This is a genomic window from Streptomonospora sp. PA3, assembly GCF_009728995.1.
Taxonomy (GTDB): Bacteria; Actinomycetota; Actinomycetes; order Streptosporangiales; family Streptosporangiaceae; genus Streptomonospora.
Map to the genome: position 1 here is coordinate 568,706 of NZ_VTZW01000009.1, position 25,752 is coordinate 594,457.

Consider the following 25,752-nt stretch of genomic DNA (forward strand, 5'->3'; position numbering starts at 1 on the left):
GTCCCGGCGCCGACCTGCGTCGCCGCGGCGGATACTTTCGGCTGACGCCGCCCCGGCGATCCGATACCGAAGTCGCGGTGCCGGATACCGGCGGCCGACGCGCCGGAGCGCCCGCGCGGCCTAGCGTCGAGACATGGCACGGATCGCGCGACTCGCCTGCTCGGCCGCGGGCCTGGTGCTCTGCCTCCAGGGTGCCGCGGGACTCGCCGGGGAGCTGGGCGCGGGAGTGTGGCGCTGGGCCGAGCGGATCTCGGTCCTGGGACGGCTGCCGTGGCTCACCGACTACGCGGTCTTCGCCAACGCGTCGCTGCTGATAGCCGGAGCCGCGGTGCTGGTGGCCGCGGCGCGGATCCGCGGCCGCTGACCGCTATCGGCCCCGGTGCCCCGCCACGGCGGGCCAGGCCGTCGACTGGAGGAGTTTCGGACACGCAATGGCTGAGGAGCGAGCTGGCATGAAACAGGATGCGTCGGCACCCGGCGGGGCGACCGTCGTCGCGCCGCGCAAGGGCGAGCGCGTCCTGGTGTGGGGTGGGCTGCCGCTGCTGGGCGGCGTACTCGGCGCCCTGCTGAAGAGCCTGGCCGACTGGGTTGTGACCTGGCCCTGGGCGCCGTTCGAGGGCCCGGCGCAGCTGCTCGCCTCGTTGCCCGACCTGCCCACGCGCATCGGCGGCGCCGTGGTCGGCCTGGTGGCGGGGGCGGTGCTGGCCGCCATCGCCGAGAGCGAGTCCGTCACGGTGACGGTCGACGATGACGGGACGGCGATCGAGCGCGGCGAGCGGCGGGTGTGGTTTTCCCGGTCGCAGGTCAGTGCCGTTTTCAAGGACCGCAAGCGGCTGGTGGCGCTGGGACCGGGGACCGAGGAGCTGGCCGGACAGGAGACCGACCTGGACGCGCGCCGGCTGGCCGCCGCCTTCCGGGCACACGGCTATCCCTGGCACGAGGGCGGCGACCCCTGCGCCGCGGAGTACCGGCGGTGGGTCGAGGGTGTGCCGGACCTGTCCGCGAACGAGCACGCGCTGCTCGCGGCACGGGCGCGGGCGCTGCGCAAGGACGGCTCGGAGAGCGCCCAGGACGCCGAGGCGCTGCGTGCGGAACTCGGTAGGCTCGGGCTGGTGGTGCGCGACGAGCGCAAGAGCCAGTACTGGCGCCGCACCCGGCCCGCAGACGGCTCAGACGAGTGAGGCGGCGCGGGTCGGCCGGTGCCGCGCCGGTCTTACAACCACCGCCGCGCCACGCCGACGACAACCGGCGCCGCCTCCGAGCACGGCGCTGTCGGGGGCGCAGGCCCAGGGAGGCCGGGACGGATTCTTCCCCGCTAGCGGCGCCCCCACCCGTGGACGGCGCGCGATAGGCGGCGGCCCAGCAGCAGGTAGCCGAACAGGGCGCCCGTGGTGTTCAGGATGACGTCGTCGATGTCGAAGGCCCTCCCGGTGATGAGCGTGCCCTGCACGACCTCCACGAGCAGCATCGCCACCGCCGTCAGCACGACGGTGCGCAGAATGCGGCGGAAGCCGGGATACAGCACGGGCAGCAGGACGCCGAACGGCACACCCAGCAGGACGTTGCCGCCGACCTGCTGGATGGCGACCCGGGCCGGGGCGTCCAGGTAGAAGCGCAGCGACCAGCCGGGCTGCAGGTTGGTGTGGGTCTCGCCGACCGCGCCGGGCACGGGCGTCAGGGTGAGCCGGGCCAGCACCGCGGCGAAGGCGACCATCACCGCGAACGCGGCGAGGATGGCGAGCGCGCGCAGCAGGAAGAAGCCGAACCGGCGCAGCGGGCCGCCTCTCGTGCCGGCGCTCGCGGACCGCCGGGAGGCGCCGGATCCGCCGGTCGGCCCCTGCGCGGTCTCGACCGTGGTGGCGGCATCGGCGCTCTCGGCCGAACCGGTCGCATCCGCGGCCTCGGTGCCGGGCGGGCCCCCGGCGGAGTCGCCGCCCCGTCCGTCGGATCGCTCGGCCACATCACCCCCAGGGGTCTTCGGGGCCTCCTCGGACCAAGGTCAATGGGTACCGCATGTTCCCGGCCCTGGGAATGCCCCCGGCGGTCACAGTCGGCTGCCCAACCCCCGCAGTCGGTCCGCGGGCGGCCGCCGCTGCCGGTGGCCGCCCGCCCGGATCCGTCCTTCGGTGCCTCGCCCGGTCGCGCTCGGCGTGCCGGGCCCGCAGCCGGTTCAGGAGGAGGCGAGGTAGGAGGCGCAGCTCTCCAGCAGGTACTCCGTGCCCTGCCGGGAGATCTTCGCGGTCTTGGGGCTGTCGCAGACCTGGTGGACGGTGATGGCGCTGCGGCCGTTCCCCAGGTCGGTGAAGTCCATGGTCATCCGCTGCGGCTCCAGGCCGGCCGAGTCGGCGGCGCCCATGGTCTCGACCAGGCGGCGGTGCTCGACGACCTCCTCGTAGGTGCCGCTGACGGGGTGCACGTCGCCGGTGGGCGTCTTGATGTCGGCGCGGAACTCGCCGCCGGGGCGCACGTCCAGCACGATCGACTCGGGGACCGCGTTGAAGACCTTCGCGAACGCCTCCGGCTCGGTCCAGGCGGCCCACAGCGCGCTGACGGGACCGTCGAACTCGCGGCTGACGGTGTAGCTGTTCTCCTGGGCTTCGGTGCTGCGGGTGTCGGCCATGGCCGTCTCCTTCGGTCTACGCGGCCGCGCCGCGTTCAGTGGGACACCAACATAGACCGCGGAGGAGTCGGGATCTCATCGCCGAGTCGGGAAAATTCGGATCCCGATCCCCATCCCCGCCGCAGCGAGGCAGCCGCAGCCGACCGTCCGGGAGGCCGTTCACCCGAAAACCGCAGGTAAATGCGCTCCCGGGAGCCGACTGCCGGGCGGTTGCCGCGGACTGTCGGGCCGCAACGCAAGGTGGGCCGCCATCCCGCCGACCGGCGTCCCGGCGCCTATGCGCCGTCGCCGACCCCCTTCATGAGGTCGGCCAACCGCTCCGGGTCGGCGAGGGCGGAGCCGACGGCGACGACGTCGGCTCCCGCGTCCAGGTGCGCGGCGGCGTTGTCGGCGCCGATGCCTCCCGTGGCCACGACCCGCAGGTCGGGGAACGGTCCGCGCATCGCCGCGATCCACTCCGCGCCCAGCGGCGCGGCGGGGAACACCTTCACCCACCGGTGGCCGTGCCGCAGCACCCGCTGGATCTCGGTGGCCGTCGCGGCCCCCGGCAGGTGCGCCAGGCCCGCCGCCAGCGAGGCGTCGGAGACCTCGGCGTCGAAGCCCGGGGCGACTGTGAAGACCGCGCCCGCCTCTCGGGCGGCCTGGACGTGGTCCGCGCAGACCACCGTTCCGGCGCCGACGAGCCGGCCGCGTGCGGCGCCCGCCGCGGCCACCGCGCGCAGCGTCTCCACGGCCTCGGGCGTCTGCACGGGCACCTCCACCGCCGTCACGCCCAGGTCCCAGGCCCGCTCGGCGAGTTCGAGGGTGCGCTCGCGCGACATGCCGCGCAGGATGGCCATCACCCGGCACCGGGCGAACAACTCGTCGAACAGCGTGTCGTCGCTCACCGGATTCCCGCCTTCCTGCTGTACCGCCTGCGCTCGCACCATGCTTGCACACGGAACTTCACCGGCCCGGCGCCCCTCCGTCGGGGGACCGGGCCGGTACGCGGCCGGGTCCGGCCGCGGGGCTAGCGCAGGCGCGGCAGGTAGGGGCCGGGGTGCCGGAGCGCGATGACCGTGCCGCGGGTGACCGCCTCCTTCAGCACCGCCGAGGACCGGCCGGTGAGCGCTGCCCGCACGGGGGCGTCGTTCGCCCGCAGGAACTGGCTGACGCCGTCGCGGCGGCCCAGGCTGATGTGCACCGCGACGTAGCGGAGCCGCACCGGGCGGGGCGTGCGCCCGCGCACGACGTCGGCGACCACCTCCCCGGCCTGCAAGCCCATCGGCAGCCCGGTCTGGCAGGTCATCCGCGACACGCCGCCCCGCGTAGCCGCCGCGGCGGCATCCCCCACGCCGATGACATCGGGGTGCGAGACCGACCGCAGGGCCTCGTCGACGAGCATGCGGCCGCCGCCGTCCACGGCCAGGCCCGCTTCGGCGGCGAGCGGGTGGACCCGGAAGCCCGCCGTCCACACCAGCGTGTCGAAGCCGACGGCCTCGCCCCCGTCGAGCAGCGCCCGACCCGCCTCCACGGCGCTGACCGGGGCGTGCTCCCGCACCGACACCCCCAGGCGCCGCAGTGATCGGCGCAGGTGTCGCAGGGAGCGCGGCGGCAGCCAGTCGCCGACGGTCCCCGCCGACAGCAGTTCGACCCGGGCCCGGGGGTAGGACTCGGCCAGCTCGGCGGCCGCCTCCAGGCCGGTCAGCCCGGCGCCGGCCACGACGATCCGGTGGCGCGCGGCTGCGCCCGCGGCGGTGCCGCGGGCTGCCGGGCCGCCGCTTTCCGGCTCGGCGGCGGCTCCTGCGCCTTGGAGGGCCGGGACGGGCTCGGACAGGGGAGCCGGGGCGCCGGCACCGCCGGGGCGGCCCGCGAGCCGCTCGGCGAGGTGGTCGCGCAGTCGGTCGGCCTGCCGGGCATCGGCGACCGCGAACGCGTGCTCCTCAACGCCCGGCACGCCGCGGGTGTCCCAGGAGCTGCCCAGGGCGTAGACGAGGGTGTCGTAGTGGATGCGTCCGGGCCTGCCGTCGACCGCCCCCTTCAGCCGCACGGTGCGCGATTCCGGGTCGATCCCCGTGACCTCGGCGAAGACCGGCTCGATGCCGGTCCCGTCCAGCAGGTCGGTGATGCGGATGTCCCGCATGCGCTGACCGGCGGCGGTCTGGTGCAGGCGGGTGCGCTCGACGAAGTGCTCGGCGGCGTTGACCAGGGTGATCCGGGCCGGGGCGGCGCGCAGCCGCCGGGCCGCGCGCTTGGCGGCGGACAGGCCGGCGAATCCCGCGCCCAGGACGACGATGCGGTGGCGGTGGTCTGACATGGTTCCCTCTTTCCGCGTCCCTGTCTGTGGTGGTCCGCGAAGGTTGAACCGGTATCGCGCACGAGCCGTGACACCGGTGCAGGGTGATGCGCGCCACACCTCGCCGCCGGTCCGCGCCGACCGTGCCGGCGAGGGCTCGGCGGCGGAACGGTCAGCCCGTCTGGCCTCGCAGGAACGCCAGTTTCTCCGGAGACAGCACGACGCGCACCCCCGAGACCCGCTCGTCCGGCACCGTCTCCAGCCACAGGACGCCGATCAGTTCGCCGCCTATGCGGAGCACCGCCGCGGCTTCGCCGTTGACGGGCCTGATCTCGGCTTCGATTCCCGCCGCCTGCGGGGTCGTGGTGACTCCGGCGACGAAGCGCACCACCTTTCCGCGGCCGGCGATCGGGTGGACTGCGGCGCGGACACGGCCGCCGCCGTCGGTCCAGGCGACGGCGTCCTCGGCGAGTAGGCGCTCCAGCGCCGCCACGTCGCCCTCCACGGCGGCGGCGAAGAACCGCTCGAGGATCCGCCGCTGCTGCGCGGTGTCGGGGGTGAAGCGGCGCCGGGGCGTGCCGACGTGCTCGCGGGCGCGCCGCAGCAGTTGGCGGGAGTGCTCCTCGTCGACATCGAGCAGGTCGGCGATCTCGCGGTGGGTGTGGCCGAAGGCTTCGCGCAGCACGAAAACGGCGCGCTCGGGCGGGGTGAGCCGTTCGAGCATGACCAGCACGCCCACCGACACGGAGTCGCGCTGCTCCGCGGTCTCCATCGGGCCCAGCGCGCCCTCGTCGGTCAGCACGGGTTCGGGAAGCCATGGGCCGATGTAACTCTCCCGGGTGGCCCGCGCGGAGGCGAGCCGGTTCAGGCAGAGGTTGGTGACGACCTTGGTCAGCCAGGCCGCGGGCACCCGCACGGCGGAGCTGTCGGCGGCGTTCCAGCGCAGGAACGCGTCCTGCACCGCGTCCTCGGCCTCGGCGGCCGAGCCGAGCAGGCGGTAGGCCAGGCCGAGCAGCCGGGGGCGCTCCGCGGCGAACACTTCGGCTGCGGCTGCGGCTGCGGCTGCGGCTGCGGCCGCGGCCGGCGCCGGTTCGGGCCGCGGGTCGGAATCCGGTCGTGATGAGGCCACACGACGATGCTAAGCCGCTCCCGGTCGCCTTAGCCGATCGCGAGGTCCGGGTCGGCGCGCTTCAGCGCAGCGGGTGCCGCTCTCGGCGCAGACGGCCCAGGCGCGGTACGAACCGGCCGGTCGCGGCGGCGTAGTCGCGGTAGGCGTCGCCGTGGACCCGCAGCAGATAGGGCTCCTCGACCAGTCGGACCTGGGCCTGGACCGCGGTGACGGCGAGGAGCAGCCCGGCCGCCGCGACCACGTTCGGAACGAGCAGCAGCAGGCCGGCGAAGGCGGCCGCGACGAGGGTGTAGACGGGGTTGCGCACCAGGCGGAACGGTCCGCCGGTGACCAGCCGAGTGCGTTCGCCGGTGTCGACACCCATCCGCCACGAGGCGCCCATCGCCCCTTGGGCGAGGGGGACGGCGACCAGCAGGAGCGTCAGCAGCGCGATCCCGGCGGCGGCCGCGACACCGGATTCGAACAGGGGATCCGCCCCGAGAAGCGCCGCGACGGGCGCCGCGAACCCGACCGCGAGCGCCGCGGCGAAGGCGAGATCCACCCACCACTGCGCACTCCCGGCCGGCGCACCGACGCGCAGCCCGGTGTCACCGGTCCTGCGGTAGTGCCGCCACACCTGCCCGCCGAACGCCACGGCCAGCAGGACGACGAAGTAGCCCAGTGCGATCCAGGCAGCCATGGGAGCCGTCCGATCTCTATACAGGGGTTGGTGTATCCACGTTAGAGTGGATCACAGCGGGCTCCGCCCGGCAATGGGGGAGAGGGTGCTCCGGGGGCGGGGCGGTGGACGGGAGCGACGCGGTGGATGGACGGTCGCCGCATCGGCAGCCACCGGACCCTTTCAGCGCCCCCCGGCCTTTCCGCCGGCTCGGGGGTTCGGCGCCGGGCGGACCGGTTCCACCGCAGGGGTCCGCATGTGCTCGTAGACGACGCTGGTCTCGACGTCGGCCACCTCCGGCCGCTCGGTGAGCCGGTCGATGACGAACGCGTAGAGCCCGTCGGTGTTCGGTACCGCGACGTGGATCAGGAAGTCCTTGCTGCCCGACGTCACGAAGACGCCCACGGTCTCGGGGAGGCGGGCCACCCACTCGCGGAACAGTTCGATGTTGCGCCGCGACGGCGGCCGGATGCGCACGGCGATCATCGCCTGGACGCCGCGACCGATCGCCTCAAGGTCCACCTCCGCCCGGTAGCCGCGCAGCACGCCGCGCTCGCGCAGTGACCGCACCCGCTCCAGCGAGGTGGAGGGCGCGACGCCGACCGCCGCCGCGAGGTCGCGGTTGGTGCGCCGGGCATCCTTCTGCAGTTCCCGCAGAATCGCCCGGTCGAGTTCGTCGAGATCCACCGTTTCCGCCCTCCTGCCGAACGAAGTTCGGCGGTGCTTTCCTCACCGCGCACGTATGACTAGCTTCATGCATAGTACGCGTACGTCGCACACCGACCACCCTCCGCGCACCGCAGCAGCGGCGCCCGACGCCGAGGAAGACGTATGACCGACCAGCTCACCCGACCCGACCCGGTGGACACGAGCCCCTTCCGCCTCGAACCCGGCGACATCGACATCGACACCCCCACCCGGAACCTGCGCGTGAAGTGGGTGATGGTGATCGATCCCGACATCGGTCCCGGCGCCGCCGCCAACACCGCGAGCTGCCTGGCCGCGGCCGTGGGCCGCGAAGTGCCCGAGCTGATCGGTCCCGGGGGCGCGGACGCCTCCGGCGGCGTGCACCGGGGACTGCCGTGGACGGGCTGCACCATCCTGGCCGGCGACGCCGCCACGGTGCGCTCCGTCCGCGACAATGCGGTGGCCAAGTCCGCCCTGCTCGTGGTGGACATGCCCATGCTCGCCCAGGTCTGTCGGGTCTACGGCGGCTACCTCGACGCACTCGCGGACACCGGGGCCGAGGAGATCCGCTACAACGGCGTCGCCCTGGTCGGTCCGCGCAACAAGGTGGACAAGCTCGTCGGCCGCCTGCCCCTGCTCCGGTGAGTCGCGGCGGCCGTCCCGCGCCGCACGGGAAGGGGGAGGGCCGCGGCCCTCCCCCCGGTCCGGGACGGTGATCAGTCCAGGATCTCGGTGACCGTCCCCGCCGCCACCGTCCTGCCGCCCTCGCGCATCGCGAAGCCCAGCCCCGGTCGCATGGCCAGGGCGGTGCCCAGCTCGACCTCCACCTCCACGGTCTCGCCGGGGTGGGCGACCGCGGGCGCGGCGCGCAGCACCAGCCGGCCCGGCGCGTCGGCCGTACGCAGGTAGAACTGCGGCCGGTAGCCGTCGCCGACGGCGGTGTGCCGCCCGCCCTCCTCGGCGGTCAGCAGGGAGATCCGGGCGGCGAAGCGCCGATGGGCCGTCTGGGTGCCCACGGCCGCCAGCACCTGCCCGCGCCGCACCTGGTCGCGGCGTACGCCGCGCAGCAGCAGCGCGGCGTTGTCGCCGGCCTCCCCGCGCTCCATCGTCTTGCCGAAGGTCTCCACACCGGTGACCACGGCGGTGAAGCCCGGACCGGCGCCGACCGCCTCGACGGTGTCCCCGACCGCCACCGTGCCCTGCTCGATGGAGCCGGTGACGACGGTGCCGCGGCCCGTCACCGTCAACCCGCCCTCCACCGGAAGCAGGAACGGGGCGCCGGTGTAGCGCTGCGGTACCGGCACGTGCTCGTCGACGGCCCGGAGCAGCTCGCGGACCGCCGCCGTCCACTCCGGGTCGCCCCCCAGGGCGCGCAGCCCCGAGACGCGCACGACGGGCGGGTCCGGGTAGCCGTGCTCGGCGAGCAGCTCGCGCACCTCCAGCTCGACGAGGTCGGCCAGCTCCGGGTCGGCGCCGTCGGCCTTGTTCAGCGCCACGACGACGTGCCCGACACCCACCCGCCTGGCGAGCAGCACGTGCTCGCGGGTCTGCGGCATGACGCCCTCGTGCGCCGAGACGACCAGGATCGCGCCGTCGAGCTGGGCCGCCCCGGTGAGCATGTTCTTCACGTAGTCGGCGTGTCCGGGCATGTCGACATGCGCGTAGTGCCGGGTGGCGGTCTCGTACTCGACGTGGGCGATGCTGATGGTGATGCCGCGCGCGGCCTCCTCGCGCGCCCTGTCGATCCGGTCGAAGGGCACGTAGTCGGCTCCCGCCGACTCGCTGAGGACCTTGGTGATGGCGGCGGTCAGCGTGGTCTTGCCGTGGTCGACGTGGCCCATCGTGCCGATGTTGATGTGCGGTTTGGTCCGCACGTAGGCCTGCTTGGCCATGGTGGTTCCCTCGATGCTCGCTGCGGAAGCGGCCCGCGCCGTGCCCACCCCCTCCCACCGGGCCGCAGGGGACGGGGCGGGAAGGGGTCAGCGCTCGGCGCCGTCGAACAGGTCGCGCAGCGAGATCGCGGTCCGGACCCGCGCACGCTCCGCCGCGCCCGCGGTCGCGGGCGTCTGCGGAGCGGCGTGGCGGAACATGCCTGCCATCGTCCGCCTGCGCCCGCTGTGCGGCAACCGGTTTTTCCGGTCGGGGCGCGGAGCGGGCGGCGGGCGCGGCGACGGCGGCGCCGTCAGTTGTGCGGGCCGGGCGTGACCGGTGACAGGCTGGTGCCGCGGATCTCGGGGTTGGCGCAGGCGTACTGGTGCTCGCCCATGCCCTTGTAGGAGCCGGCGCCCTCGCCGACGAAGTACTCGATGCCGGCGACCTCGGTGGGCTCGCAGTCGGCGGGGTCGTAGTTGCCGGGGTTGGCGTGGAACAGCCGGAATTCGGCGGCGTCGCCCTCGGCCAGCACGAACGGCTCGCCGGGCTCGCCGCGCTGGCGCGCCCACGAACCGACCTGCTCGCCGTCGCCGTCGACCCAGCGCACCTCCAGCGACCCCGGTATCAGGCAGGCGCCGTCGCCGTCGGAGATGCGCACGAGCGCGAAGTCGACGACCATGGTGCCCGCCGCCGCGCCGCGGTCGTTCTCGATCAGCTTGAGGTGGTGCGAACCGCAGGCGGGTACGGTCGCGGCGCCCGCGGACGCGGGGGTGCCGGCTGCCGCGAGCGGCGCTCCCAGCAGGAGGGCGGGCAGTGCCGCCCCCGCTACGGCCGCTGTGCGCAGAGCGTGTGCGGTGGTGGTCGTCGAGGTGAAGACTGACATGGGTCCTCCTTCGCGGATGCCCCGTGCGGGTCATCCTGGTGTCACCATGTGTGATACGGGCGCCGGGGAGGGGGTTCGGTGGAACGGAGCCGAGTACCGGCCTGAAGCGGACATCGCCGCAGGTAAACCCGGATGCGGTGGTGAGCGCCGCTGCGCCTCGGGAACCGGCCGGGACCGGACCGGGCCGCTCGGGTGCTCGTCACGGCTGGAGCAGCGACAACTGCTCGCCGCGAGTGCCGGGTGCCGCGGGGGCCTCGGGCGGGGCGGGTCGGTGGCGCGGTATGTCGTCGCCGCCGGGGCGCAGGAGGCCGTGGCGGCGGGCGGCGTCGCGGACGCGGGCGGAGACCAGGTCGCGGTAGGGCTTGGGCGCGTAGGCGCCGCGGCGGTAGAGATCGCGGTACCGCGGCACCAGCCGGGGGTGTTCGCGGGCCAGCCACTGCATGTACCACTCCCGAGCACCGGGGCGCAGGTGCAGCAGGATGGGTGTGAGGCTCGTGGCGCCGGCCTCGGCGATCGCGGCGACCGTGGCCTCGATCTGTTCTGCGGAGTCGGTCAGGCCGGGCAGGATCGGCGCCATCAGCACGGAGCAGTCCAACCCGCGGTCGGCGCAGCGCCGGACGACGTCCAGGCGCGCGGCCGGGCGCGGAGTGCCGGGCTCGACGGAGCGCCACACGGCTTCGTCGAGGGAGCCCACCGAGACCGCCAGGCCGACGTCGGTGACACGGGCGGCCTCTTCCAGCAGGTCGAGGTCGCGCAGGATCAGCCGCCCCTTGGTGAGGATGGAGAACGGGTTGGCGAAGTCGCGCAGAGCCGCGATGATCTGCGGCATCAGCCGGTAGCGCCCTTCGGCACGCTGGTAGGGATCGGTGTTGGTGCCCATGGCGATCGGCTCGCCCGACCACCGGGGATCGGCCAACTCGCGGCGCAGCAGCTCGCCGGCGTTGACCTTGACCATGATCTTGGTATCGAAATCGCGGCCGGAGTCGAGGTCGAGGTATTCGTGCGTGCGGCGGGCGAAGCAGTTGTGGCTCACCACCCCGTTCGCGAGGAAGTCGCCCGTACCGGTGGTGATGTCGTAGAGGGTGCGTTCCTCGCCGGTGTCCTCGATCGACACGACGTCGAGGGGGGCCTCCGACTTCAGGGCGACATCGTCGATCCGGCGCTTCCGGGTGATCGCGGGGTCCGTCGTATGGAAGAAGCGAAGCCGCTCACGCAGCCCTCCGGTGAGCCGCACGATCTGCATGCCCGGTGCTGTGGCGCGGAATTCGAGTGTGTGCTCGAAGCCGAAGTGCTTCAGGCTCAGCAGGATCGCGGTGATGATCTCGGGGTCGGTGTTGGAGATGCGAAGAACCCCCTGGGAACAGCTTCCTTCGGCGTCGAATATCCCGGCGAGGAATCCCTTGCGCCATTCATCGCAGGGTGCCACCGGCCATTGGGTGATCTCGGATATGCGCTCGAAGGAGGCGCGCTGCGAGTTCCGTATCGCTGCCATCGGCCGCCGGTTCGCGGTTGCGGGGGAGAAGTCGAACCGGTCCGTGCTCACGCCGAAGTCGGCGAGGTAGCCGGCGGCTCGATCCAGGGCCTCATCGTCGGCCAGTGCCAAGCGGAATCGGAACATGCGGGACGCAGCGGCCGAACGCCCTGCTCTGCGGTAGCTGTATTCGCCGTGATGCGCGTCCCCGCGAATGATCCCGCAGAGGTATCCCTGCCGGTAGGCGGCGGAGTTCTCGGGGGGAGCCGCATAGTGGCCCGTGCCCATCAACCCGATCCCTTCGGTGAGGTGCGGGCGGCGATGGCGGCCGGACGTGCCTCCGGTGACGTACTTCCAGCCGCGGCCCGTGAGAAACCGGTGGTCGCCGCTGGCGGTGAGTGTCGTGCCGTCCGCCAATGTGATGCGGTAGGCACGCTTGACCGTCACCCAATGCGCCAGCACCGTCGTGGGTGTGTAGCGCCGGTAGCTGCCCTCGCGCCGGGTTCCGTAGATCCGGTCGCCGGCCCGTATGTCCGCCAGCGGTCTGGTCCGGCCGTCTGCCAGGAGAATCGGGGTGTCGCCGGACAGGCAGTACACGCACGCATGGCTGCATCCCCGGTAAGGGTTGATCGTCCAGCGGAACGGCACCGCCGATTCGCCGGGGACGCGGTTGATGACGGACCGGGCGCGGATCTCGACGGCTACGGCGCCGCCGTCGTCGCCGGCGAGCACCGGGCCCGGGCCGGGGGCGGCCAGCCCGGCCCTGCCGGTGCCGCGCTCGGGCTCGGGGGCGACCGCCGCGCGCTCGAACAGCGCGGGCTCGTCGTGCTGGTCGCGCAAGGTTTCCCATCGCATGCAATAATACGAACACACGTTCGATTACATGTCCAGTCGCCGTCCACAGCCCGGTGACCAGGACCGCCGTCCGCCGCCCGCCCGGGCCGCGCGGGCGCCTCAGGGCGCCGCGGGAGCGGGAAGCACCTGGTAGAGCCGGTCGGCGGGGATCGGGCGGCGCCGCCACTCGCGCGGGTAGCCCAAGGAGACCTCCTGGAACCGCACCCCGTCGTGGTGGGTCACCCGCGGGATGTGCAGGTGTCCGTAGACCACGGCCACGGCGTCGTAGGCGGTGTGCCAGTCGGCCGTGTGCACGCTGCCGCACCACTGGGCGAACTCGGGGTAGTACAGGACCTCGGTGGGGTCGCGCACCAGCGGATAGTGGTCGACCAGCACGGTGGGCCCGGTGACGGCCGAGAGGCGCTGCCGGCTGTACTCCAGGCGGGCGTGGCACCACTCCTCGCGGGTGGCGTAGGGGTCGGGGTGCAGCATGAACTCGTCGGTGCAGACCACGCCCGTCTTGCGCGCATACGCCAGCCCCTCCTCCTTCGTGGAGGTGCCGGGCGGGCGGAAGGTGTAGTCGTAGAGCGTGAACAGCGGCACCACGGTGACCGGGCCGCCGGCGCCCCGCCACACCGGATAGGGGTCCTCCGGGGTGTGCACGCCCAGGCCGCGACAGATCTCCACAAGCTGTTCATAACGCTGGACGCCGCGCAGTTGGAGGGGGTCGCGCGGCGTGGTCCACAGCTCGTGGTTGCCGGGGACCCACACCACCTCGGCGAACCGCTCGCGCAGCAGCCGCAGCGTGAGCTCCACATCGGCGGGCGTCTCGGCGACGTCGCCGGCCACGATCAGCCAGTCGGCGCCGGTGTGCGGGTGCAGTTCGTCGAGCACCTCGCGGTTGCCGCGGTGCGACACGTGCAGATCGCTGATGGCCAGCAGACGGGGTTGGGCGTCGGGCTCCGCTGTGTCGCCCGCGGTTCGTTCGGCCATCAGCCCTCCACTTCGCATCGGCTCCGCCGGGTCCGTCGCGCCACCCGGACAGTCTGGTCTACCGCGCCTACCGAAGGCGCGGCCGCCCCCGGGTGCGGCGGGCACGGGCGGCTCCGGCCGTCCGCGACCGGCTCCGGCCGCCCGGCGGTCGGGTGCGGGTCCGACACACCCGCGCGGGACCGCGCCCGGGTACTCGGCCCGCGCTCCGGCCAGGGAGCGGCGGGACCCCGCGCCCCGGACCGCGGCGCGGAGGCCGGGGTAGGCTCGGTTATCCGGTTGACGTGCGGATCCGCCTCCACCCGAGCGGGATCCGCGCGGCTCCGGCGGCTTCGGTCCCGCCGACGTGCGCGGCCGCGGCCGGAGCGCAGAGGGGGAGTCGATGACCTGGTACACGCCCGCGCCCGCCGCACCCGACCTGGCCGGCGACCTGGTGCTGCGCTGGACCGCACGCATCGAGGGCCGACACCGCCTGGTACCCGACGGGTGCGTCGACCTGCTGTGGATCGACAACGGCCGCCTCGTGGTCTGCGGGCCGGAGACCACCGGATGGACGTTCTCCCTGCCGCCCGGCAGCGCCGCGGTGGGCGTCCGGTTCCGGCCGGGACGGGTCGGCCCGGTGCTGGACATGGACGTCGCCGACGCCCGCGAGCGGCGGGTGCCCGTCGAGGACGTGCTGGGCCCGGCGGCGCAGCGCGGGCTGCTCGACCGCCTGGAGGAGGCCCGCACCGACCGGGAGCGCGTGGCCGTCCTGGAGGACCTGGTGCGCCGCCGGCGGCAGGAGGCGCCGCCCGCCGACCCCGCGATCACAGCGGTCGTCGGCATGCTCACCGCCGACCCCGCTGCGCCGGTCGCCGCGCTCGCCGCCGAGACCGGGCTGAGCGAGCGCCAGCTGCACCGGCGCTGCACGGCCGCGTTCGGCTACGGGCCCTCGGTGCTGCGCCGCATCCTGCGCCTGCAGCGGTTCCTGCGCCTGGCCCGCCACCCGGCCGCGCCCGTCGACCTGGCGGGCCTCGCGCACACCGCCGGGTTCACCGACCAGGCCCACCTGTACCGGGAGTGCCGCGACCTCGGCGGAGCCGGGCCGCGCGAACTGATCGGCAGGCCCTCGCGGCGGGCCGGCGCGCCCGGCGGCGAGGAGCCCGCGGCAGCGCTGGGCGCCGGACTCGGGCCCGCGCCCCTGTACGACCCGCCCGCGTCCGATCCGTACACGACGCCGCTCCACCGCCGCAGGCAGGCTGGTCCCCATGGACACCGCGAAGATCGCAGAGCGCTATCGCAAGCTTGCCGCTGAGTTCACCCGCCGCGTCGAGGGGGTGCCCGCCGACGGCTGGGAGTCGCCCACGCCGTGCGCCGGGTGGACCGCCCGCGACCTGCTGCGGCACATGATCGACAACCACACGAACGCCGCCGGCCACGTCGGTATCGAGCTGGAGCTGTCGGAGTCGGTCGAGGACGCCCCGGTGGCCGCCTGGCACGAGGCCCGCACCGCCCTGGAGAAGGTGCTGGACGACCCGTCCCAGGCGGGCAAGGAGTACGACGGCTACTTCGGCCGCACCAGCCTGGCCGCCACGGTGAACGACTTCCTCGGCTTCGACCTGCTCGTGCACTCCTGGGACCTGGCGCGCGCCACCGGGCAGGACGAGACCCTGCCCGCCGATGAGCTGGACCGCGTCTTCGAGATGGCGCGCGGACTGGGCGACAACCTGCGCATGGAAGGGGTCTGCGGCCCCGAGGTCGGCGTCCCCGAGACCGCCTCCGAGCAGGACCGGCTGCTGGCCTTCCTGGGCCGCCGCCCCTGACGGGACCCCGGGGGCGCAACCGCCGCCGTGCCGGTGCCTCGGACGGGGGCACCGGCACGGCGGTGTGCCCGGGGCTCAGGCGTCCGCGCCGCCCTCGGGCTCCAGGACGCGCATGATGGAGCCGAGCTGGCGCACCTGCTCGCGGGTGAGCCGGTCGAACACGCGCCGCCGCACCAGGTCGACGTGCCCCTTGGCGGCGTCGTGCAGCACCCCGAGCCCTTGGTCGGTGAGGATCGCCCAGAAGCCGCGGCGGTCCTCCTCGCAGGGTTCGCGGCGGACGTGGCCGGCGCGCTCCAGCCGGGTGATCTGATGGGACAGGCGGCTCTTGGAGACGATGACGCTGTCGGCGAGCACCCGCATCCGCATGCGCATGCCGGGCGCCTCCGACAGGGCGACCAGGATGCCGAACTCGACCAGGCTGATCCCGTTGCGGGTCTGCAGGTCGCGGTCGAGCTCCTCCTCGATGCGCGACTGCGCTCGCAGCAGGGTGCGCCATACAGCCTGCTCTTCGGCGTCGAGCCAGCGTATTTCGTCGTCCACCGCTGCCATGGGCGCCATCGTACTCACTTCAGCTCACCCTGGTCCGCTTCTCGGGCCCCCACCGAAGGGCGCGGACCGGCCTGCCGCGCGGGCCAGGAGTCCAGCCCGCTGGCGGCCAGCCAGTCGCGCGCGGCCGCGAACACCGGCTGGGGCAGCCCGTGGCCGCCGGAGTGCTCGTGCAGGACGACGTCGGCGCCGCGCTCGCGCAGCTGGCGGGCCAGCAGCCGCGCCTCCACGATCGTGGTGATCGGGTCGGTGCGGCCGGCGCCCATGAACACCGGGGTGCCCGACAGGTCGACCCGGTCGGGTTCGCGGTCCTGCAGGGGAGCGGCGGAGGCGAACAGCACGGCGCCCGCCAGCACGTCGGGCCGCAGCAGCAGGGTCGCCGCGGCGATGTTGGCGCCGTTGGAGAAGCCAACGGCGATGACGCCCTCCGGGGCGAACCCGTACTCGGCGGCGGCGTCCTCGATGAAGCCGGTCAGCTCGCCGGAGCGGGCGATGACGTCCTCGACGTCGTACACGCCCTCCGCCAGCCGCCGGAACCACCGGTTGGCGCCGTGCTCGTCCACCTTGCCGCGGGGCGCCAGCAGCGCCGCGCCCGGCACGAGCGCGCGGCCCAGGCCGAGCAGGTCGCGCTCGTCGGCGCCGGTGCCGTGCAGCAGGAGCAGCGTGGGCCGCCCCTCCTCCTCGGCGGGGACGAAGATGTGGTGGAAGTCGTTGACCGCGCTCACTTTCCGGCCTCCTCGCTGTTCGCGGCGCCGGCCGACTGCGGCGCCGTGCGCTCGTGCTCGCCGACGACCAGCTCGGGCAGGTGCCGCTCGATCTCGGCGCGCTGGGGCTCCAGCCACGGCGGGAGCTTGAGGGCCCGGCCGAGCTGGAGCAGCGGCTCGTCGTAGTCGAATCCCGGTCCCTCGGTGGCGATCTCCAGCAGCACGCCCCCGGGCTCGCGGAAGTAGATCGAGGTGAAGTAGGAGCGGTCGCGGATCTCGGTGACGCCCACGCCGTCGTCGGCAAGGCGCTGCTGCCAGTCGATCTGCGTGGGCTGGTCGGGGGCGCGGTAGGCGACGTGGTGCACGGTGCCGGCGGCGACCAGGCCGCTGCGGGCCCGGGGCTCGGCCAGCACGTCGACGACGGTGCCGACACCCGCGCCGGCCTCGTCGGTGTGGAAGCGGTAGCGGTTGCCCAGCTCGGCGGCGAGCTCGAAGCCGAGGCGGCCGTTGAGCATGCCGGCGGTGCGGTCGAGGTCGTGCTCGGTCAGGGTCACCCCGCGGATGCCGCGGATGGCGTGCTCGGCGGGGATTCCGCCGCCGTCCCAGGGCTCGGTGTCGTGGTGGTCGGTGGCGGCGACCAGCTCGATGACGAGCCCGTCGGGGTCGTGGAGGGTCAGCACGTCCTCGCCGAGGCGCTCGACGGGGCGGGAGGTCTCGACGCCGAGCGCGGCGAGGTGGCGCTGCCACCAGCCGAGCGAGCCTTCGGGCACCGAGAACGAAGTGGTGGTGGCCTGCCCGGCGCCCAGGCGCCCCTTGGGCGCGTTGGGCCAGGGGAAGAACGTCATGATCGTGCCGGGGTTGCCGGCGCGGTCGCCGTAGTACAGGTGGTAGGTGTCCGGGGCGTCGAAGTTGACCGTCTTCTTGACCAGCCGCATGCCCAGCGCGTTCAGGTAGAAGTCGGCGTTGGCCTGCGGGTCGCTGGCGATCGCGGTGACGTGGTGGATCCCTGCCGGACGCACATCCATGATCGTCTCCCCCTCCGCTGTTGTTTACGTTTTGACTATATCTCTGGAAACAGTTGAATCTTAAACCATATTCCCGGTCGGGGTCCAGAGGGCGGGGAGAAACATGCGGCGGATCTAAGCTGGCGGGCATGACGGCCCCCGATGCGCCCGCGATCCGCGTGCTGATCGTCGACGACGACCCGCTGCTGCGCGCCGGGCTGGCCATGATGCTCGGCGGCGCCCCCGACCTGGAGGTCGTGGGGGAGGCGGGCGACGGCACGGCGGTCGCCGAGCTGGTAGCGGGCCGGCGCCCCGACGTCGTGCTGATGGACATCCGGATGCCGTCGATGGACGGGCTCTCGGCCACCGAGGAACTGCGCTCCCGGGCCGCGGCGCCCGAGGTCGTCGTCCTCACCACCTTCGACGCCGACGAGCACGTGCTGCGCGCGCTCGCCGCGGGCGCCGCCGGCTTCGTCCTCAAGGACACGCCGCCCGCGGAGATCGTGGAGGCGGTGCGGCGCGTGGCGCACGGGCAGCCGGTGCTGTCGCCCTCGGTGATCCGCCGCCTGATCACCCGCGCCACCGGCGGCGACGGGCGCGGCAGGCGGCGCGAGCGTGCGCGCGAGCGGCTGCGGGCGCTCAACGAGCGCGAACACGAGGTCGCCGTCGCGGTCGGCGAGGGCCGCTCCAACGCGGAGATCAGCGCGGCTCTGCATCTGAGCGTGCCGACGGTCAAGACACACGTCTCGCGCATCCTCGCCAAGCTCGACCTCAACAACCGCGTGCAGATCGCGCTGTTGGTGCACGACGCGGGCCTGGTCGGCGACCGCGACGACGAGGGCTGACCGGACGGCTCCGGCGCGCGCCGCCCCGGTGCGGCGGGCGCATCCCGCGAGGTGCGCAGCGGGGCGGGGCGGCGGGTGTTTCCCCAGGCGCGGATAATCGGGGTATGCAGGGGCGTGAAAAGGAGACGGTGACGGACCGGACGCTGGACGTCCTGGAGGCGCTGGCGCACAGCTCGCGGCTGGCCGACATCGCGGCGGCCACCGAGCTGCCCAAGCCGACCGTGCACCGGATCCTGCAGCGGATGGTGGCGCGGGACTTCGTGCGCACCGACGGGCAGGGGCACTACACCGGCGGACCGCGGGTGCTCTCGCTCGCCGGGCGCTACATGCGCCGCCTCGACCTGCCCCAGCACGCCTACCCCGTGCTCTCGCGCCTGCAGCACAGCACGGAGTGGACGGTGCACCTGGCACTGCTCACCGGCGACGAAGCCGTCTACGCCGCGAAGCTGGAGGGGACCAAGCCCTACCACCTGGCCTCCCGCGTGGGGATGCAACTCGGGCTGCACTGCACCTCGGTGGGCAAGGCGATGCTGGCGCGCATGCCCGACGACCGCGTGCACGCGCTGCTGCAGCGCACCGGAATGCCGCGCCGCACGCCCAACACCATCTGCGACGAGGACCGGCTGTTCGCGGAGCTGGAGGTCGTTCGCGCCCGCGGTTACGCGGAGGACCGCGAGGAGAACGAGACGGGCGTGGGCGCTGTGGGCGCCGCGATCACCGACTACACCGGCGAGGTCGCGGGCGGCGTGAGCGCCGCCGCGCTGGTGCACATGCCCAGCGAGGGCACGGCGGCCTGGCGCGGCGAGCAGGTGGCCGCCGCGGCCGAGGAGATCTCCGCCCTGCTGGGGGCCGCGCCGTAGGCGCCGGCTCGGAGAACTCGGCGTGAGCCCTTTCGGGATGGGATGGGCTCGGTTCCCGGCGGGTGTGCTTCTTTTCGGCGGGAGTTGTGGAGGAATCCTCCGGGGGCCGTGCGGGGCCGGTCACCGCAGAGGCTGCGGTGGTGGGTGTGCTTCTTTTCGGCGGGAGTTGTGCCCGAGGAACCCTCCGGGAACCGTGCGGGGCCGGTCACCGCAGAGGCTGCGGCAATGGGGCTGTGATGCGCGAAGCGCTGTGCGCCAGCTTGCCGCCGAGCGCACGCCGCGCCCTCCAGGCGGCGCCCACCACCGGTGACCGGCCCCAGCGAAAGGTGCACCGCCGCTCGGCGGCAAGCTGTGATCGCGCTTCGCGAAGCGCACCCATTGCCGCAGCAGACCCCCTCGCCGACCGTGGGTGGGAGTGTGGGCCCAGACCCCCTCGCCGACCGTGGGTGGGAGTGTGGGCCGAGACCCCCTCGCCGACCGTGGGCCTGAATCTTGCGCCATGGCTGGGCCAGGACATCCGACGTTCTTTCGTGTGACCCCCTTCACAGTCCCTCACACCTGTGCGATTATGCGTGAAATACAATGGAACGACGTTTCACTGAATGAAACACACCTTCAGTGAAGGGACGGAAGGCCAGTGCACAGCCAGCCCGAGCGGCCGCACCAGGCCGACTGGATGGACGGCGACGCCTCTCGCGCGGAGGCCGACGACCAGCCGCCGCGCATGGTGGCTCCCGCGGAACTCACCGAGACGGCCGAGGCCGTGCTGCGGGGCATGGGCGCGCCCGCGGGCATCGCGCTCGCGGTCGCGGGGTCCCTCGTCGACTCCAACCTGGTCGGCCACGACTCGCACGGCGTCCGCCGGCTGCCCGTCTACGCCCGCGCGGTGGAACTGGGGCGGATCGACCCCGCCGCGCTGCCCGAGGTCGAGGGCCGCGACGGGGCGGTGGTGACCGTGCGCGGCAACCGGTCCTTCGGGCAGGTCGCCGCGGCCACCGCCGTCCGGGCGCTCAAGGAGGCCGCCGCCGACCACGGCATCGGCATCGCGGCCGTGCGCGAGTGCAACCACATCGGCCGGCTCGGCGAGTACGTGGAGTCCCTGGCCGAGTCCGGGTTCATCGGCATCGCGCTGTGCAACGTCGACCCCACGGTCGCCCCGTTCGGCGGGCGCGAGCGCAGGCTCGGCACGAACCCGCTGGCCTGGGCGCTGCCGTGCGGTTCGGCCGACGACCCCGCCGGCGACGGGCCGGTGGTCATGGACTGGGCCACCTCGGCCATCGCCGAGGGCAAGCTCGCCATGGCCCGGGCCCGCGGCGAACAGGCACCCGAAGGGGTGCTCATGGACGCCTCCGGCCGCGTCTCCACCGATCCCGCCGACTTCTACCAGGGCGGGGCGCTGCTGCCCTTCGCCGGGCACAAGGGCTACGGCCTGAGCGTGATGATCGAGGCCGTGGGCGGCCTGCTCTCCGGAGGCGGGGTGTCCTGCCTGCCCGGCTACGACGGCGGCAACGGCACCGTGCTCATCGGCGTCGACCCGGCGCGGTTCATGCCCGCCGACGCCTTCCGCGCCCAGGTCGAGGACTTCTGCGAAGAACTGCGCCGCACGCCCCCCGCCGAGGGCGGAGACGAAGTGCTCGTGCCCGGCGACGCCGAGCGGCGCGCCCGCGCCGAGCGGGCCGAAACCGGCGTCCCGGTTCCCGCATCGGTGTGGAGCGCGCTGACCGGCCTGCTGCCCGACCGTCCCGACGATCAGTCGCCGGGCGGACCCGCCGCCGATCCGGCCGCGCGGCCCACCCGGTGACCACCGGCCGACCGGGTGCCCGGTCGGCCCGCCGCGCCCGCTCCGCGGGCGCCCCCGGTCGGCGAACGCCGATCCCGGCCACGATCGAATACGGGGGAGAGACGGAGTAACCGCCATGACCGAAAAGGACGGGGTGACCACCCCGGACAACATCCCCGCAACGTCTCGCGAGCACATGAGGCGCGTCGTGCTCGCCTCCCTGGTGGGCACCGCGCTGGAGTGGTACGACTTCTTCATCTACGGCACGGCCGCCGCCCTCGTCTTCAACGCCCTGTTCTTCACCGACGCCGCGCCGGCCGTCGGCACGCTCGTCGCCTTCGCCAGCTTCGGCGTGGGCTTCGTCTTCCGCCCGCTGGGCGGCTTCATCTTCGGCCACATCGGCGACAAGGTGGGCCGGCGCACGACGCTGGTCATCACCACCCTGGTGATGGGGGTGTCCACGGGAATCATCGGACTGCTGCCCACCTACCCCGTGATCGGGATCTGGGCCCCGGTGCTGCTCACCCTCCTGCGCATCTGCCAGGGCCTGGGCGCGGGAGCGGAGTTCGGCGGCGCCTCCACGCTGCTGTCCGAGCACGCGCCGCCGGAACGCCGCGGATTCTTCGGCTCCTTCGCCCAGACCGGCGTGCAGATCGGCCTGGTGATGGGCACCGTGGTGTTCCTCATCGTCGGCTTCCTGCCCGATGACGCGCTGATGTCGTGGGGCTGGCGGGTGCCGTTCCTGCTCAGCTTCCTGCTGATCGGGGTGTCGCTGTACCTGCGGCTGCGCGTCGCCGAGTCGCCGGTGTTCCTGCGGGCGGCCGAGAAGCGCAGCACCGTCAAGCTGCCCATCATCCAGGCGCTGCGCAACTACCCCGGCAGCTTCCTCGTCGGCATCGGGGCCCACATCGCCGACACGGCGGTCGTCTACATCTACGCGACCTTCAGCGTCTCCTACCTGACCACGCAGCTGGACCAGCCGCGCTGGGTGGCGCTGACCGGTGTGATCGCGTTCGGGATCGCCGTCATCCTGCTCCAACCGGTCTTCGGCGCGCTGTCGGACCGCATCGGGCGGCGGCCGCTGAACATCTTCAGCGTGGTGTTCACCGCCGCGTTCGCCTATCCGTTCTTCCTGATGCTCAACACGGGCGAGCCCGTCGTCATCTGGCTGGCCCTGCTGATCGCCACCACACTGGGCGTGGCGCCGATGATCGCGGTCCAGCCGGCGTTCTACGCCGAGCTGTTCGGCGCCGGGGTGCGCTACACCGGTTTCGCCGCCTCCCGCGAGATCGGCGCGGCCGTCGCCGGGTTCTCCCCGGTCGCAGCCACGGCGCTGCTGGCGGCCTCGGGCGGCGATCCGTGGCTGGTCGCACTGCTGATGATCGGTGCGTCGGCGATCTCCCTGGTGGCCTTCATCGCCTCGCGGGAGACACGGGAGATCGACATCACCGCCTTCGACACCGACCAGGGCAGTATCGTCTCGGCGTCCTGGCGCGATCGCGAGCGCGCTGCCGATTAGCCCTGCGAGGTCGGGGTGCCGCGCAGCCGCGCGGCACCCCGGCGCCTCGTACCGAGCGGAACGGGGAGGTGACCATGAACGCGGCCGCGCCGCGTCTGAGCCGGGCCACGCGCGCCCGGCTGCCCGCCGAGCCGGTGGAGGGACTGCCTCCGCCCGGAACCGGGACCGGGATCGTGCACCTGGGCCCGGGCGCCTTCCACCGGGCGCACCAGGCGGTCTACACCCAGCGCGCCATGGCGGCCGAGCCCGGCGACTGGGGGATCTGCGCCGTCGCGGCGCGCGGCCGGTCGGTGGTCGACGCCCTGCGCGAGCAGGACCACCTCTACACCGTCACCGAGCGGGCGGCCGACGGCGCCGACCGGATGCGCGCGGTCGGCGCCATCACCGACAGCGTGGCGGCGCTGGACGAACCGGACCGGCTGACGGCCGCCGTCGCCGCGCCGGGCACCCACGTCGTCACGCTGACCGTCACCGAGGGCGGCTACCGCCACGACCCCGCCACCGGCCGGCTGCGGCCCGACGACCCCGAGACCGCCGCCGACGCGTGCGGGCGCGCGCCGCGCACCGCCGTCGGCCAGCTCGTGCGCGGCCTGCAGGCGCGCAGCCGAGCCGGTGCCGAGCCGCTGACCGTGCTGTCCTGCGACAACCTGCCGCGCAACGGGCGGCTGCTGCGCGGGCTCGTCGAGTCGTTCTGCGCGATGCTGCCCGAGAACGAGGGCGCGCCGCTGCTGGAGTGGATCGGCGCCCGGGTGGCGTTCTGCTCCACCGTGGTCGACCAGGTCGTGCCCGCCACGGCCCGGGCCGACCTGGACCGGGTCGCCGACGAGCTGGGCGTGGCCGACGCCGCCGCCGTTGTGGGCGAGCAGCACCGCTCCTGGGTGATCGAGGACGGATTCGCGGGCCCGCGTCCGGCCTGGGAGCGGGCCGGAGCCCTGTTCACCGGCGACGTCGGCCCCCACGAGACGGTCAAACTGCGCTGCGTCAACGCCACCCAGACGGCCGCGGCCTGCCTGGGGCTGCTGCTGGGAGCCGAGACCGTCGCCGAGGCCGTGGGCCGGCTGGACCTGCGCCGCTTCCTGCGTGCGCTCTACCGCGAGGAGCTGGCCCCCGGCGCCGCCGCTGCCGGCGGGCGGCCGCCCGCCGTCGACGACCTGCTCGTACGCCTGGGCAACCCGAACCTGCGCCACCGGCTGGCCCAGATCGCCCAGCAGGGCCTGGGCAAACTGCCGCAGCGCCTCGTCGCGCCCGCCGCCGAGCAGGTGCGCCAGGGCGGCGACCCGCATCTGGCGTGCCTGGCGATCGCCGCCTGGGTGCGGCTGCTGCGCATCCCCGCGGGCGCCCGGCCCCGGCTCGACCCGGAGTCGGAGGACCTCGCGGAGCGGCTCGCCGGCGCCCGATACGCCGCGGAGGCCGTGGACCTGCTGCGCGGCCGCCTGCACGGGCTGTCGGAGGAGTCAAAAGCGCGCCCCGACGTCGGCGACCGCGTCGCCGAGGCCCTGCGCATGCTGGAGGTGCGCGGCGCACGCGCCGTGGTGCGCGACGCGGCCGGCTGAGGGCGGGCGGCACCGCTTACCCGGGACTTCGGACAAGGACACGGATCGACCAGCGAGGAGGACGCGAATGCGGATCGAGGGCGCCGTGGTGGTCGTGACCGGCGGCGGAACGGGCATCGGGCGAGCGGTGTGCCTGGAGGCCGCCCGGCGCGGCGCAGCCGGGATCGTGCTCACCTACGCCCGATCGGCCGCGGAGGCCGAGCAGACCGCGGACGACGTCGCGTCCTTGGACGTGCCCGCACTGCCGGTGCGGGCCGACGTCGCCGACACCGCCCAGGTCGAGGACATGGCGGCGAAGGCGGTCGAGCGCTTCGGCCGCGTCGACGCGCTGGTCAACAACGCCGGCACGACCCGCGCCGTGCCGGCGGCCGACCTCGCCGGGCTCACCGACGACGTCTGGCACGAGATCCTCGACGTGAACGTGGTCGGCGCCTTCCGCTGCGCCCGCGCCCTGGAGCACCCGCTGCGGGAGTCGCGCGGGGCGATCGTCAGCACCTCGTCGATCTCGGCCTTCCGCGCGGGCGGCTCATCGATCGCCTACGGCGTGAGCAAGGCCGCGCTCCAGCAGCTCACCCGCTCCCTGGCCGCGACGCTGGCCCCCGACGTGCGCGTCAACGCGGTCGCCCCGGGCACGGTCGCCACCCGCTGGCAGACCGGCCTCCACGGCGAGGAGGGCTTCGCCGCGTTCAGCCGCAAGGAACGCGAGGTCATCCCGCTGCGCGCCACCACCCAACCCGACCAGGTGGCCCGGTGCCTGCTGTCCATGCTGGAGATGGACGCCGTCACCGGCGAGACCCTGATCATCGACGGCGGCAAGCACCTCCTGTACTGACTCCTGTGCTGATCCCCGCACCGGAGCGGCCGACCGGTCCCGGTCACGGCGGCCGCGGGTGAGGGGACGCGGTGAGAAGATGGAACGCCCCTCACCGCCGTCTGCGAGGAACCGCGCGTGTCATCCCCCCAGCCTGTTGTCTCCCGCCGCATGCGCCTGCTGCTGACCGCGCTCGGCCTGGGCGGATCCGCGCTCGGCGCCGTCGCCGTCTTCACCACCGAGAACGGCACCGGCGCGGCCGCGCTGATCGTGTTCGGCGGCGTGCTGCTGGTGCTGGGGCTGTTCGGCGACCGCATCGACACGGTGGAGTTCGGCGGTGCCAACCTGCGGATGCGTGCGGCCGCCGCGGAGAAGTACCGGATGGCCGAGGAGTCCGACCTGCGGGGCGACACCGGCACCGGCGAGCGCCTGCGAAGCGAGGCGCGCGCTCTGATCGAGGCGGCGGGCGCGATCGCCGGCGAGTACCGCTCGACGCGGCGCCTCATGCCAGCGGGACCGGACCGCACCGCTGTGCTGCAGGGGATCGTCGAGCGCGCACGCGACCTGGCGCGCTCGGGGACCTCCGAGCCCGAGCAGGTGCGTGCCTGGCTGCGCTCTTCCGACGAGGAGCGGCGTGTCACCGCCTTGGGCATGATGCAGGCCGATCCCCGCCTGGGCGACTTCGAGGCGCTGCTGCCGCTGGTCGAGGAGGCGGCCAGCAGGTTCGAGCAGTACGAAGCGCTGGTGCTCGCCGAGAAGATGGCCGGCGACCTCGGCCCCGAACAGCGCCGCCGGCTCGCCGCCGCGGTGCGGGCGGCACAGGCGAAGGACAACTTCGGCCGCAATCGCCGCCAGGCCGCCGAGTCGGTGCTGGAACGCCTGGAACCCCCGGAGGGCTGAGGCCGGGAC

The 25,752-nt window shown here is 73.9% G+C and carries 26 protein-coding genes; 12 read left to right on the forward strand and 14 right to left on the reverse strand.

Annotated elements, in window-relative coordinates:
* Nucleotides 1-133: 133 nt before the first annotated feature.
* Together FZ103_RS10950 and FZ103_RS10955 are read left to right on the forward strand one after the other, a co-directional pair.
* On the forward strand, nucleotides 134-364 hold the full coding sequence (locus FZ103_RS10950; protein ID WP_156000593.1) for a hypothetical protein: 231 nt from the start codon (nucleotides 134-136) through the stop codon (nucleotides 362-364).
* Nucleotides 365-452: 88 nt separating this feature from the next.
* On the forward strand, nucleotides 453-1,181 hold the full coding sequence (locus FZ103_RS10955; RefSeq protein ID WP_156000594.1) for a hypothetical protein: 729 nt from the start codon (nucleotides 453-455) through the stop codon (nucleotides 1,179-1,181).
* 134 nt (nucleotides 1,182-1,315) lie between these two features.
* Here the strand turns inward: FZ103_RS10955 and FZ103_RS26040 are convergent, their stop codons facing one another.
* The 7 genes from FZ103_RS26040 to FZ103_RS10990 form a co-directional block, all read right to left on the reverse strand.
* Nucleotides 1,316-1,960 carry a VanZ family protein gene (locus tag FZ103_RS26040; protein ID WP_343233470.1) on the reverse strand — a complete coding sequence of 215 codons (645 nt, stop codon included), beginning with the start codon at nucleotides 1,958-1,960 and terminating at the stop codon, nucleotides 1,316-1,318.
* A 210-nt stretch (nucleotides 1,961-2,170) separates the two neighbouring features.
* Nucleotides 2,171-2,620, reverse strand: coding sequence for an SRPBCC domain-containing protein (locus FZ103_RS10965; protein ID WP_156000595.1), 450 nt, complete (start codon nucleotides 2,618-2,620; stop codon nucleotides 2,171-2,173).
* Nucleotides 2,621-2,895: 275 nt separating this feature from the next.
* Nucleotides 2,896-3,507 (reverse strand): bifunctional 4-hydroxy-2-oxoglutarate aldolase/2-dehydro-3-deoxy-phosphogluconate aldolase, encoded by a 612-nt coding sequence (locus tag FZ103_RS10970; protein WP_186356113.1) that lies wholly within the window; start codon nucleotides 3,505-3,507, stop codon nucleotides 2,896-2,898.
* Nucleotides 3,508-3,629: 122 nt separating this feature from the next.
* Nucleotides 3,630-4,916, reverse strand: a complete 1,287-nt coding sequence (locus FZ103_RS25145) for an NAD(P)/FAD-dependent oxidoreductase (protein ID WP_222936650.1) — start codon at nucleotides 4,914-4,916, stop codon at nucleotides 3,630-3,632.
* A gap of 151 nt (nucleotides 4,917-5,067) precedes the next feature.
* Nucleotides 5,068-6,024 carry an RNA polymerase sigma factor SigJ gene (sigJ, locus tag FZ103_RS10980; protein WP_343233471.1) on the reverse strand — a complete coding sequence of 319 codons (957 nt, stop codon included), beginning with the start codon at nucleotides 6,022-6,024 and terminating at the stop codon, nucleotides 5,068-5,070.
* A 61-nt stretch (nucleotides 6,025-6,085) separates the two neighbouring features.
* On the reverse strand, nucleotides 6,086-6,703 hold the full coding sequence (locus FZ103_RS10985; RefSeq protein WP_156000597.1) for an isoprenylcysteine carboxylmethyltransferase family protein: 618 nt from the start codon (nucleotides 6,701-6,703) through the stop codon (nucleotides 6,086-6,088).
* Between the two features lie 162 nt (nucleotides 6,704-6,865).
* The gene (locus tag FZ103_RS10990; protein WP_186356114.1) at nucleotides 6,866-7,369 is read right to left on the reverse strand and encodes an Lrp/AsnC family transcriptional regulator; all 504 of its coding nucleotides are present in this window, start codon (nucleotides 7,367-7,369) and stop codon (nucleotides 6,866-6,868) included.
* A 144-nt stretch (nucleotides 7,370-7,513) separates the two neighbouring features.
* On the opposite strand from FZ103_RS10990, the gene FZ103_RS10995 reads away from it, so the two are divergent.
* Nucleotides 7,514-8,014, forward strand: a complete 501-nt coding sequence (locus tag FZ103_RS10995) for a DUF2000 domain-containing protein (RefSeq protein ID WP_156000598.1) — start codon at nucleotides 7,514-7,516, stop codon at nucleotides 8,012-8,014.
* A 71-nt stretch (nucleotides 8,015-8,085) separates the two neighbouring features.
* On the opposite strand, the gene tuf is transcribed toward FZ103_RS10995, so the two are convergent.
* The 4 genes from tuf to FZ103_RS11015 all read right to left on the reverse strand — a co-directional run bounded on the left by tuf (nucleotide 8,086) and on the right by FZ103_RS11015 (nucleotide 13,422).
* Nucleotides 8,086-9,261 (reverse strand): elongation factor Tu, encoded by a 1,176-nt coding sequence (gene tuf / locus FZ103_RS11000; RefSeq protein WP_156000599.1) that lies wholly within the window; start codon nucleotides 9,259-9,261, stop codon nucleotides 8,086-8,088.
* A gap of 290 nt (nucleotides 9,262-9,551) precedes the next feature.
* Entirely contained in the window at nucleotides 9,552-10,124 is a 573-nt protein-coding gene (locus tag FZ103_RS11005) for a DUF4232 domain-containing protein (RefSeq protein ID WP_156000600.1), read from the reverse strand.
* A gap of 199 nt (nucleotides 10,125-10,323) precedes the next feature.
* Nucleotides 10,324-12,450, reverse strand: a complete 2,127-nt coding sequence (locus FZ103_RS11010) for an intein-containing Rv2578c family radical SAM protein (protein ID WP_156000601.1) — start codon at nucleotides 12,448-12,450, stop codon at nucleotides 10,324-10,326.
* A 99-nt stretch (nucleotides 12,451-12,549) separates the two neighbouring features.
* Nucleotides 12,550-13,422, reverse strand: a complete 873-nt coding sequence (locus tag FZ103_RS11015) for a metallophosphoesterase (RefSeq protein ID WP_156000602.1) — start codon at nucleotides 13,420-13,422, stop codon at nucleotides 12,550-12,552.
* 379 nt (nucleotides 13,423-13,801) lie between these two features.
* Between FZ103_RS11015 and FZ103_RS11020 the strand changes: the two genes are divergently transcribed.
* On the forward strand, nucleotides 13,802-14,713 hold the full coding sequence (locus FZ103_RS11020; RefSeq protein WP_156000603.1) for a helix-turn-helix domain-containing protein: 912 nt from the start codon (nucleotides 13,802-13,804) through the stop codon (nucleotides 14,711-14,713).
* Nucleotides 14,667-15,221 carry a TIGR03086 family metal-binding protein gene (locus FZ103_RS11025; RefSeq protein WP_156000604.1) on the forward strand — a complete coding sequence of 185 codons (555 nt, stop codon included), beginning with the start codon at nucleotides 14,667-14,669 and terminating at the stop codon, nucleotides 15,219-15,221. Before FZ103_RS11020 ends, FZ103_RS11025 begins: the two co-directional genes overlap by 47 nt.
* A 75-nt stretch (nucleotides 15,222-15,296) precedes the next feature.
* On the opposite strand, the gene FZ103_RS11030 is transcribed toward FZ103_RS11025, so the two are convergent.
* Genes FZ103_RS11030 through FZ103_RS11040 form a run of 3 tightly spaced genes read right to left on the reverse strand, consistent with a single transcriptional unit; the run spans nucleotide 15,297 to nucleotide 17,496 of the window.
* Nucleotides 15,297-15,770, reverse strand: a complete 474-nt coding sequence (locus tag FZ103_RS11030; RefSeq protein ID WP_156000605.1) for a MarR family winged helix-turn-helix transcriptional regulator — start codon at nucleotides 15,768-15,770, stop codon at nucleotides 15,297-15,299.
* 14 nt (nucleotides 15,771-15,784) lie between these two features.
* Complete coding sequence (locus FZ103_RS11035) at nucleotides 15,785-16,492, reverse strand: alpha/beta hydrolase (protein ID WP_186356115.1); 708 nt, start codon at nucleotides 16,490-16,492, stop codon at nucleotides 15,785-15,787.
* Complete coding sequence (locus FZ103_RS11040; protein WP_156000606.1) at nucleotides 16,489-17,496, reverse strand: ring-cleaving dioxygenase; 1,008 nt, start codon at nucleotides 17,494-17,496, stop codon at nucleotides 16,489-16,491. The genes FZ103_RS11035 and FZ103_RS11040 overlap by 4 nt, the downstream gene beginning before the upstream one ends.
* 128 nt (nucleotides 17,497-17,624) lie before the next feature.
* Between FZ103_RS11040 and FZ103_RS11045 the strand changes: the two genes are divergently transcribed.
* The 7 genes from FZ103_RS11045 to FZ103_RS11075 all read left to right on the forward strand — a co-directional run bounded on the left by FZ103_RS11045 (nucleotide 17,625) and on the right by FZ103_RS11075 (nucleotide 25,743).
* The gene (locus FZ103_RS11045) at nucleotides 17,625-18,320 is read left to right on the forward strand and encodes a response regulator transcription factor (protein WP_186356116.1); all 696 of its coding nucleotides are present in this window, start codon (nucleotides 17,625-17,627) and stop codon (nucleotides 18,318-18,320) included.
* A 104-nt stretch (nucleotides 18,321-18,424) separates the two neighbouring features.
* Nucleotides 18,425-19,180, forward strand: a complete 756-nt coding sequence (locus FZ103_RS11050) for an IclR family transcriptional regulator (RefSeq protein ID WP_156000607.1) — start codon at nucleotides 18,425-18,427, stop codon at nucleotides 19,178-19,180.
* 637 nt (nucleotides 19,181-19,817) lie between these two features.
* The gene (locus FZ103_RS11055; RefSeq protein ID WP_156000608.1) at nucleotides 19,818-20,981 is read left to right on the forward strand and encodes an Ldh family oxidoreductase; all 1,164 of its coding nucleotides are present in this window, start codon (nucleotides 19,818-19,820) and stop codon (nucleotides 20,979-20,981) included.
* A 115-nt stretch (nucleotides 20,982-21,096) separates the two neighbouring features.
* Nucleotides 21,097-22,479: an MFS transporter gene (locus FZ103_RS11060; RefSeq protein WP_156000609.1), complete on the forward strand. Its 1,383-nt coding sequence runs from the start codon at nucleotides 21,097-21,099 to the stop codon at nucleotides 22,477-22,479.
* A 74-nt stretch (nucleotides 22,480-22,553) separates the two neighbouring features.
* Complete coding sequence (locus FZ103_RS11065; protein WP_156000610.1) at nucleotides 22,554-24,032, forward strand: mannitol dehydrogenase family protein; 1,479 nt, start codon at nucleotides 22,554-22,556, stop codon at nucleotides 24,030-24,032.
* 67 nt (nucleotides 24,033-24,099) lie between these two features.
* Complete coding sequence (locus FZ103_RS11070) at nucleotides 24,100-24,864, forward strand: SDR family NAD(P)-dependent oxidoreductase (protein WP_156000611.1); 765 nt, start codon at nucleotides 24,100-24,102, stop codon at nucleotides 24,862-24,864.
* Nucleotides 24,865-24,981: 117 nt separating this feature from the next.
* Entirely contained in the window at nucleotides 24,982-25,743 is a 762-nt protein-coding gene (locus tag FZ103_RS11075) for a hypothetical protein (RefSeq protein ID WP_156000612.1), read from the forward strand.
* Nucleotides 25,744-25,752 lie beyond the last annotated feature (9 nt).

Excerpts from the sequence above, each read along its gene's own strand:
- FZ103_RS11030 (WP_156000605.1), bottom strand. The coding sequence starts at position 15,770 with ATGGCAGCGGTGGACGACGAAATACGCTGGCTCGACGCCGAAGAGCAG.
- tuf (WP_156000599.1), bottom strand. The coding sequence starts at position 9,261 with ATGGCCAAGCAGGCCTACGTGCGGACCAAACCGCACATCAACATCGGC.
- FZ103_RS11070 (WP_156000611.1), top strand. The coding sequence starts at position 24,100 with ATGCGGATCGAGGGCGCCGTGGTGGTCGTGACCGGCGGCGGAACGGGC.
- FZ103_RS10995 (WP_156000598.1), top strand. The coding sequence starts at position 7,514 with ATGACCGACCAGCTCACCCGACCCGACCCGGTGGACACGAGCCCCTTC.
- FZ103_RS11050 (WP_156000607.1), top strand. The coding sequence starts at position 18,425 with ATGCAGGGGCGTGAAAAGGAGACGGTGACGGACCGGACGCTGGACGTC.
- FZ103_RS11040 (WP_156000606.1), bottom strand. The coding sequence starts at position 17,496 with ATGGATGTGCGTCCGGCAGGGATCCACCACGTCACCGCGATCGCCAGC.
- FZ103_RS25145 (WP_222936650.1), bottom strand. The coding sequence starts at position 4,916 with ATGTCAGACCACCGCCACCGCATCGTCGTCCTGGGCGCGGGATTCGCC.
- FZ103_RS11060 (WP_156000609.1), top strand. The coding sequence starts at position 21,097 with ATGACCGAAAAGGACGGGGTGACCACCCCGGACAACATCCCCGCAACG.
- FZ103_RS10985 (WP_156000597.1), bottom strand. The coding sequence starts at position 6,703 with ATGGCTGCCTGGATCGCACTGGGCTACTTCGTCGTCCTGCTGGCCGTG.
- FZ103_RS10965 (WP_156000595.1), bottom strand. The coding sequence starts at position 2,620 with ATGGCCGACACCCGCAGCACCGAAGCCCAGGAGAACAGCTACACCGTC.
- FZ103_RS11005 (WP_156000600.1), bottom strand. The coding sequence starts at position 10,124 with ATGTCAGTCTTCACCTCGACGACCACCACCGCACACGCTCTGCGCACA.
- FZ103_RS11010 (WP_156000601.1), bottom strand. The coding sequence starts at position 12,450 with ATGCGATGGGAAACCTTGCGCGACCAGCACGACGAGCCCGCGCTGTTC.
- FZ103_RS11020 (WP_156000603.1), top strand. The coding sequence starts at position 13,802 with ATGACCTGGTACACGCCCGCGCCCGCCGCACCCGACCTGGCCGGCGAC.
- FZ103_RS11015 (WP_156000602.1), bottom strand. The coding sequence starts at position 13,422 with ATGGCCGAACGAACCGCGGGCGACACAGCGGAGCCCGACGCCCAACCC.
- FZ103_RS11025 (WP_156000604.1), top strand. The coding sequence starts at position 14,667 with ATGGACACCGCGAAGATCGCAGAGCGCTATCGCAAGCTTGCCGCTGAG.
- FZ103_RS10955 (WP_156000594.1), top strand. The coding sequence starts at position 453 with ATGAAACAGGATGCGTCGGCACCCGGCGGGGCGACCGTCGTCGCGCCG.
- FZ103_RS11045 (WP_186356116.1), top strand. The coding sequence starts at position 17,625 with ATGACGGCCCCCGATGCGCCCGCGATCCGCGTGCTGATCGTCGACGAC.
- FZ103_RS11065 (WP_156000610.1), top strand. The coding sequence starts at position 22,554 with ATGAACGCGGCCGCGCCGCGTCTGAGCCGGGCCACGCGCGCCCGGCTG.
- FZ103_RS10950 (WP_156000593.1), top strand. The coding sequence starts at position 134 with ATGGCACGGATCGCGCGACTCGCCTGCTCGGCCGCGGGCCTGGTGCTC.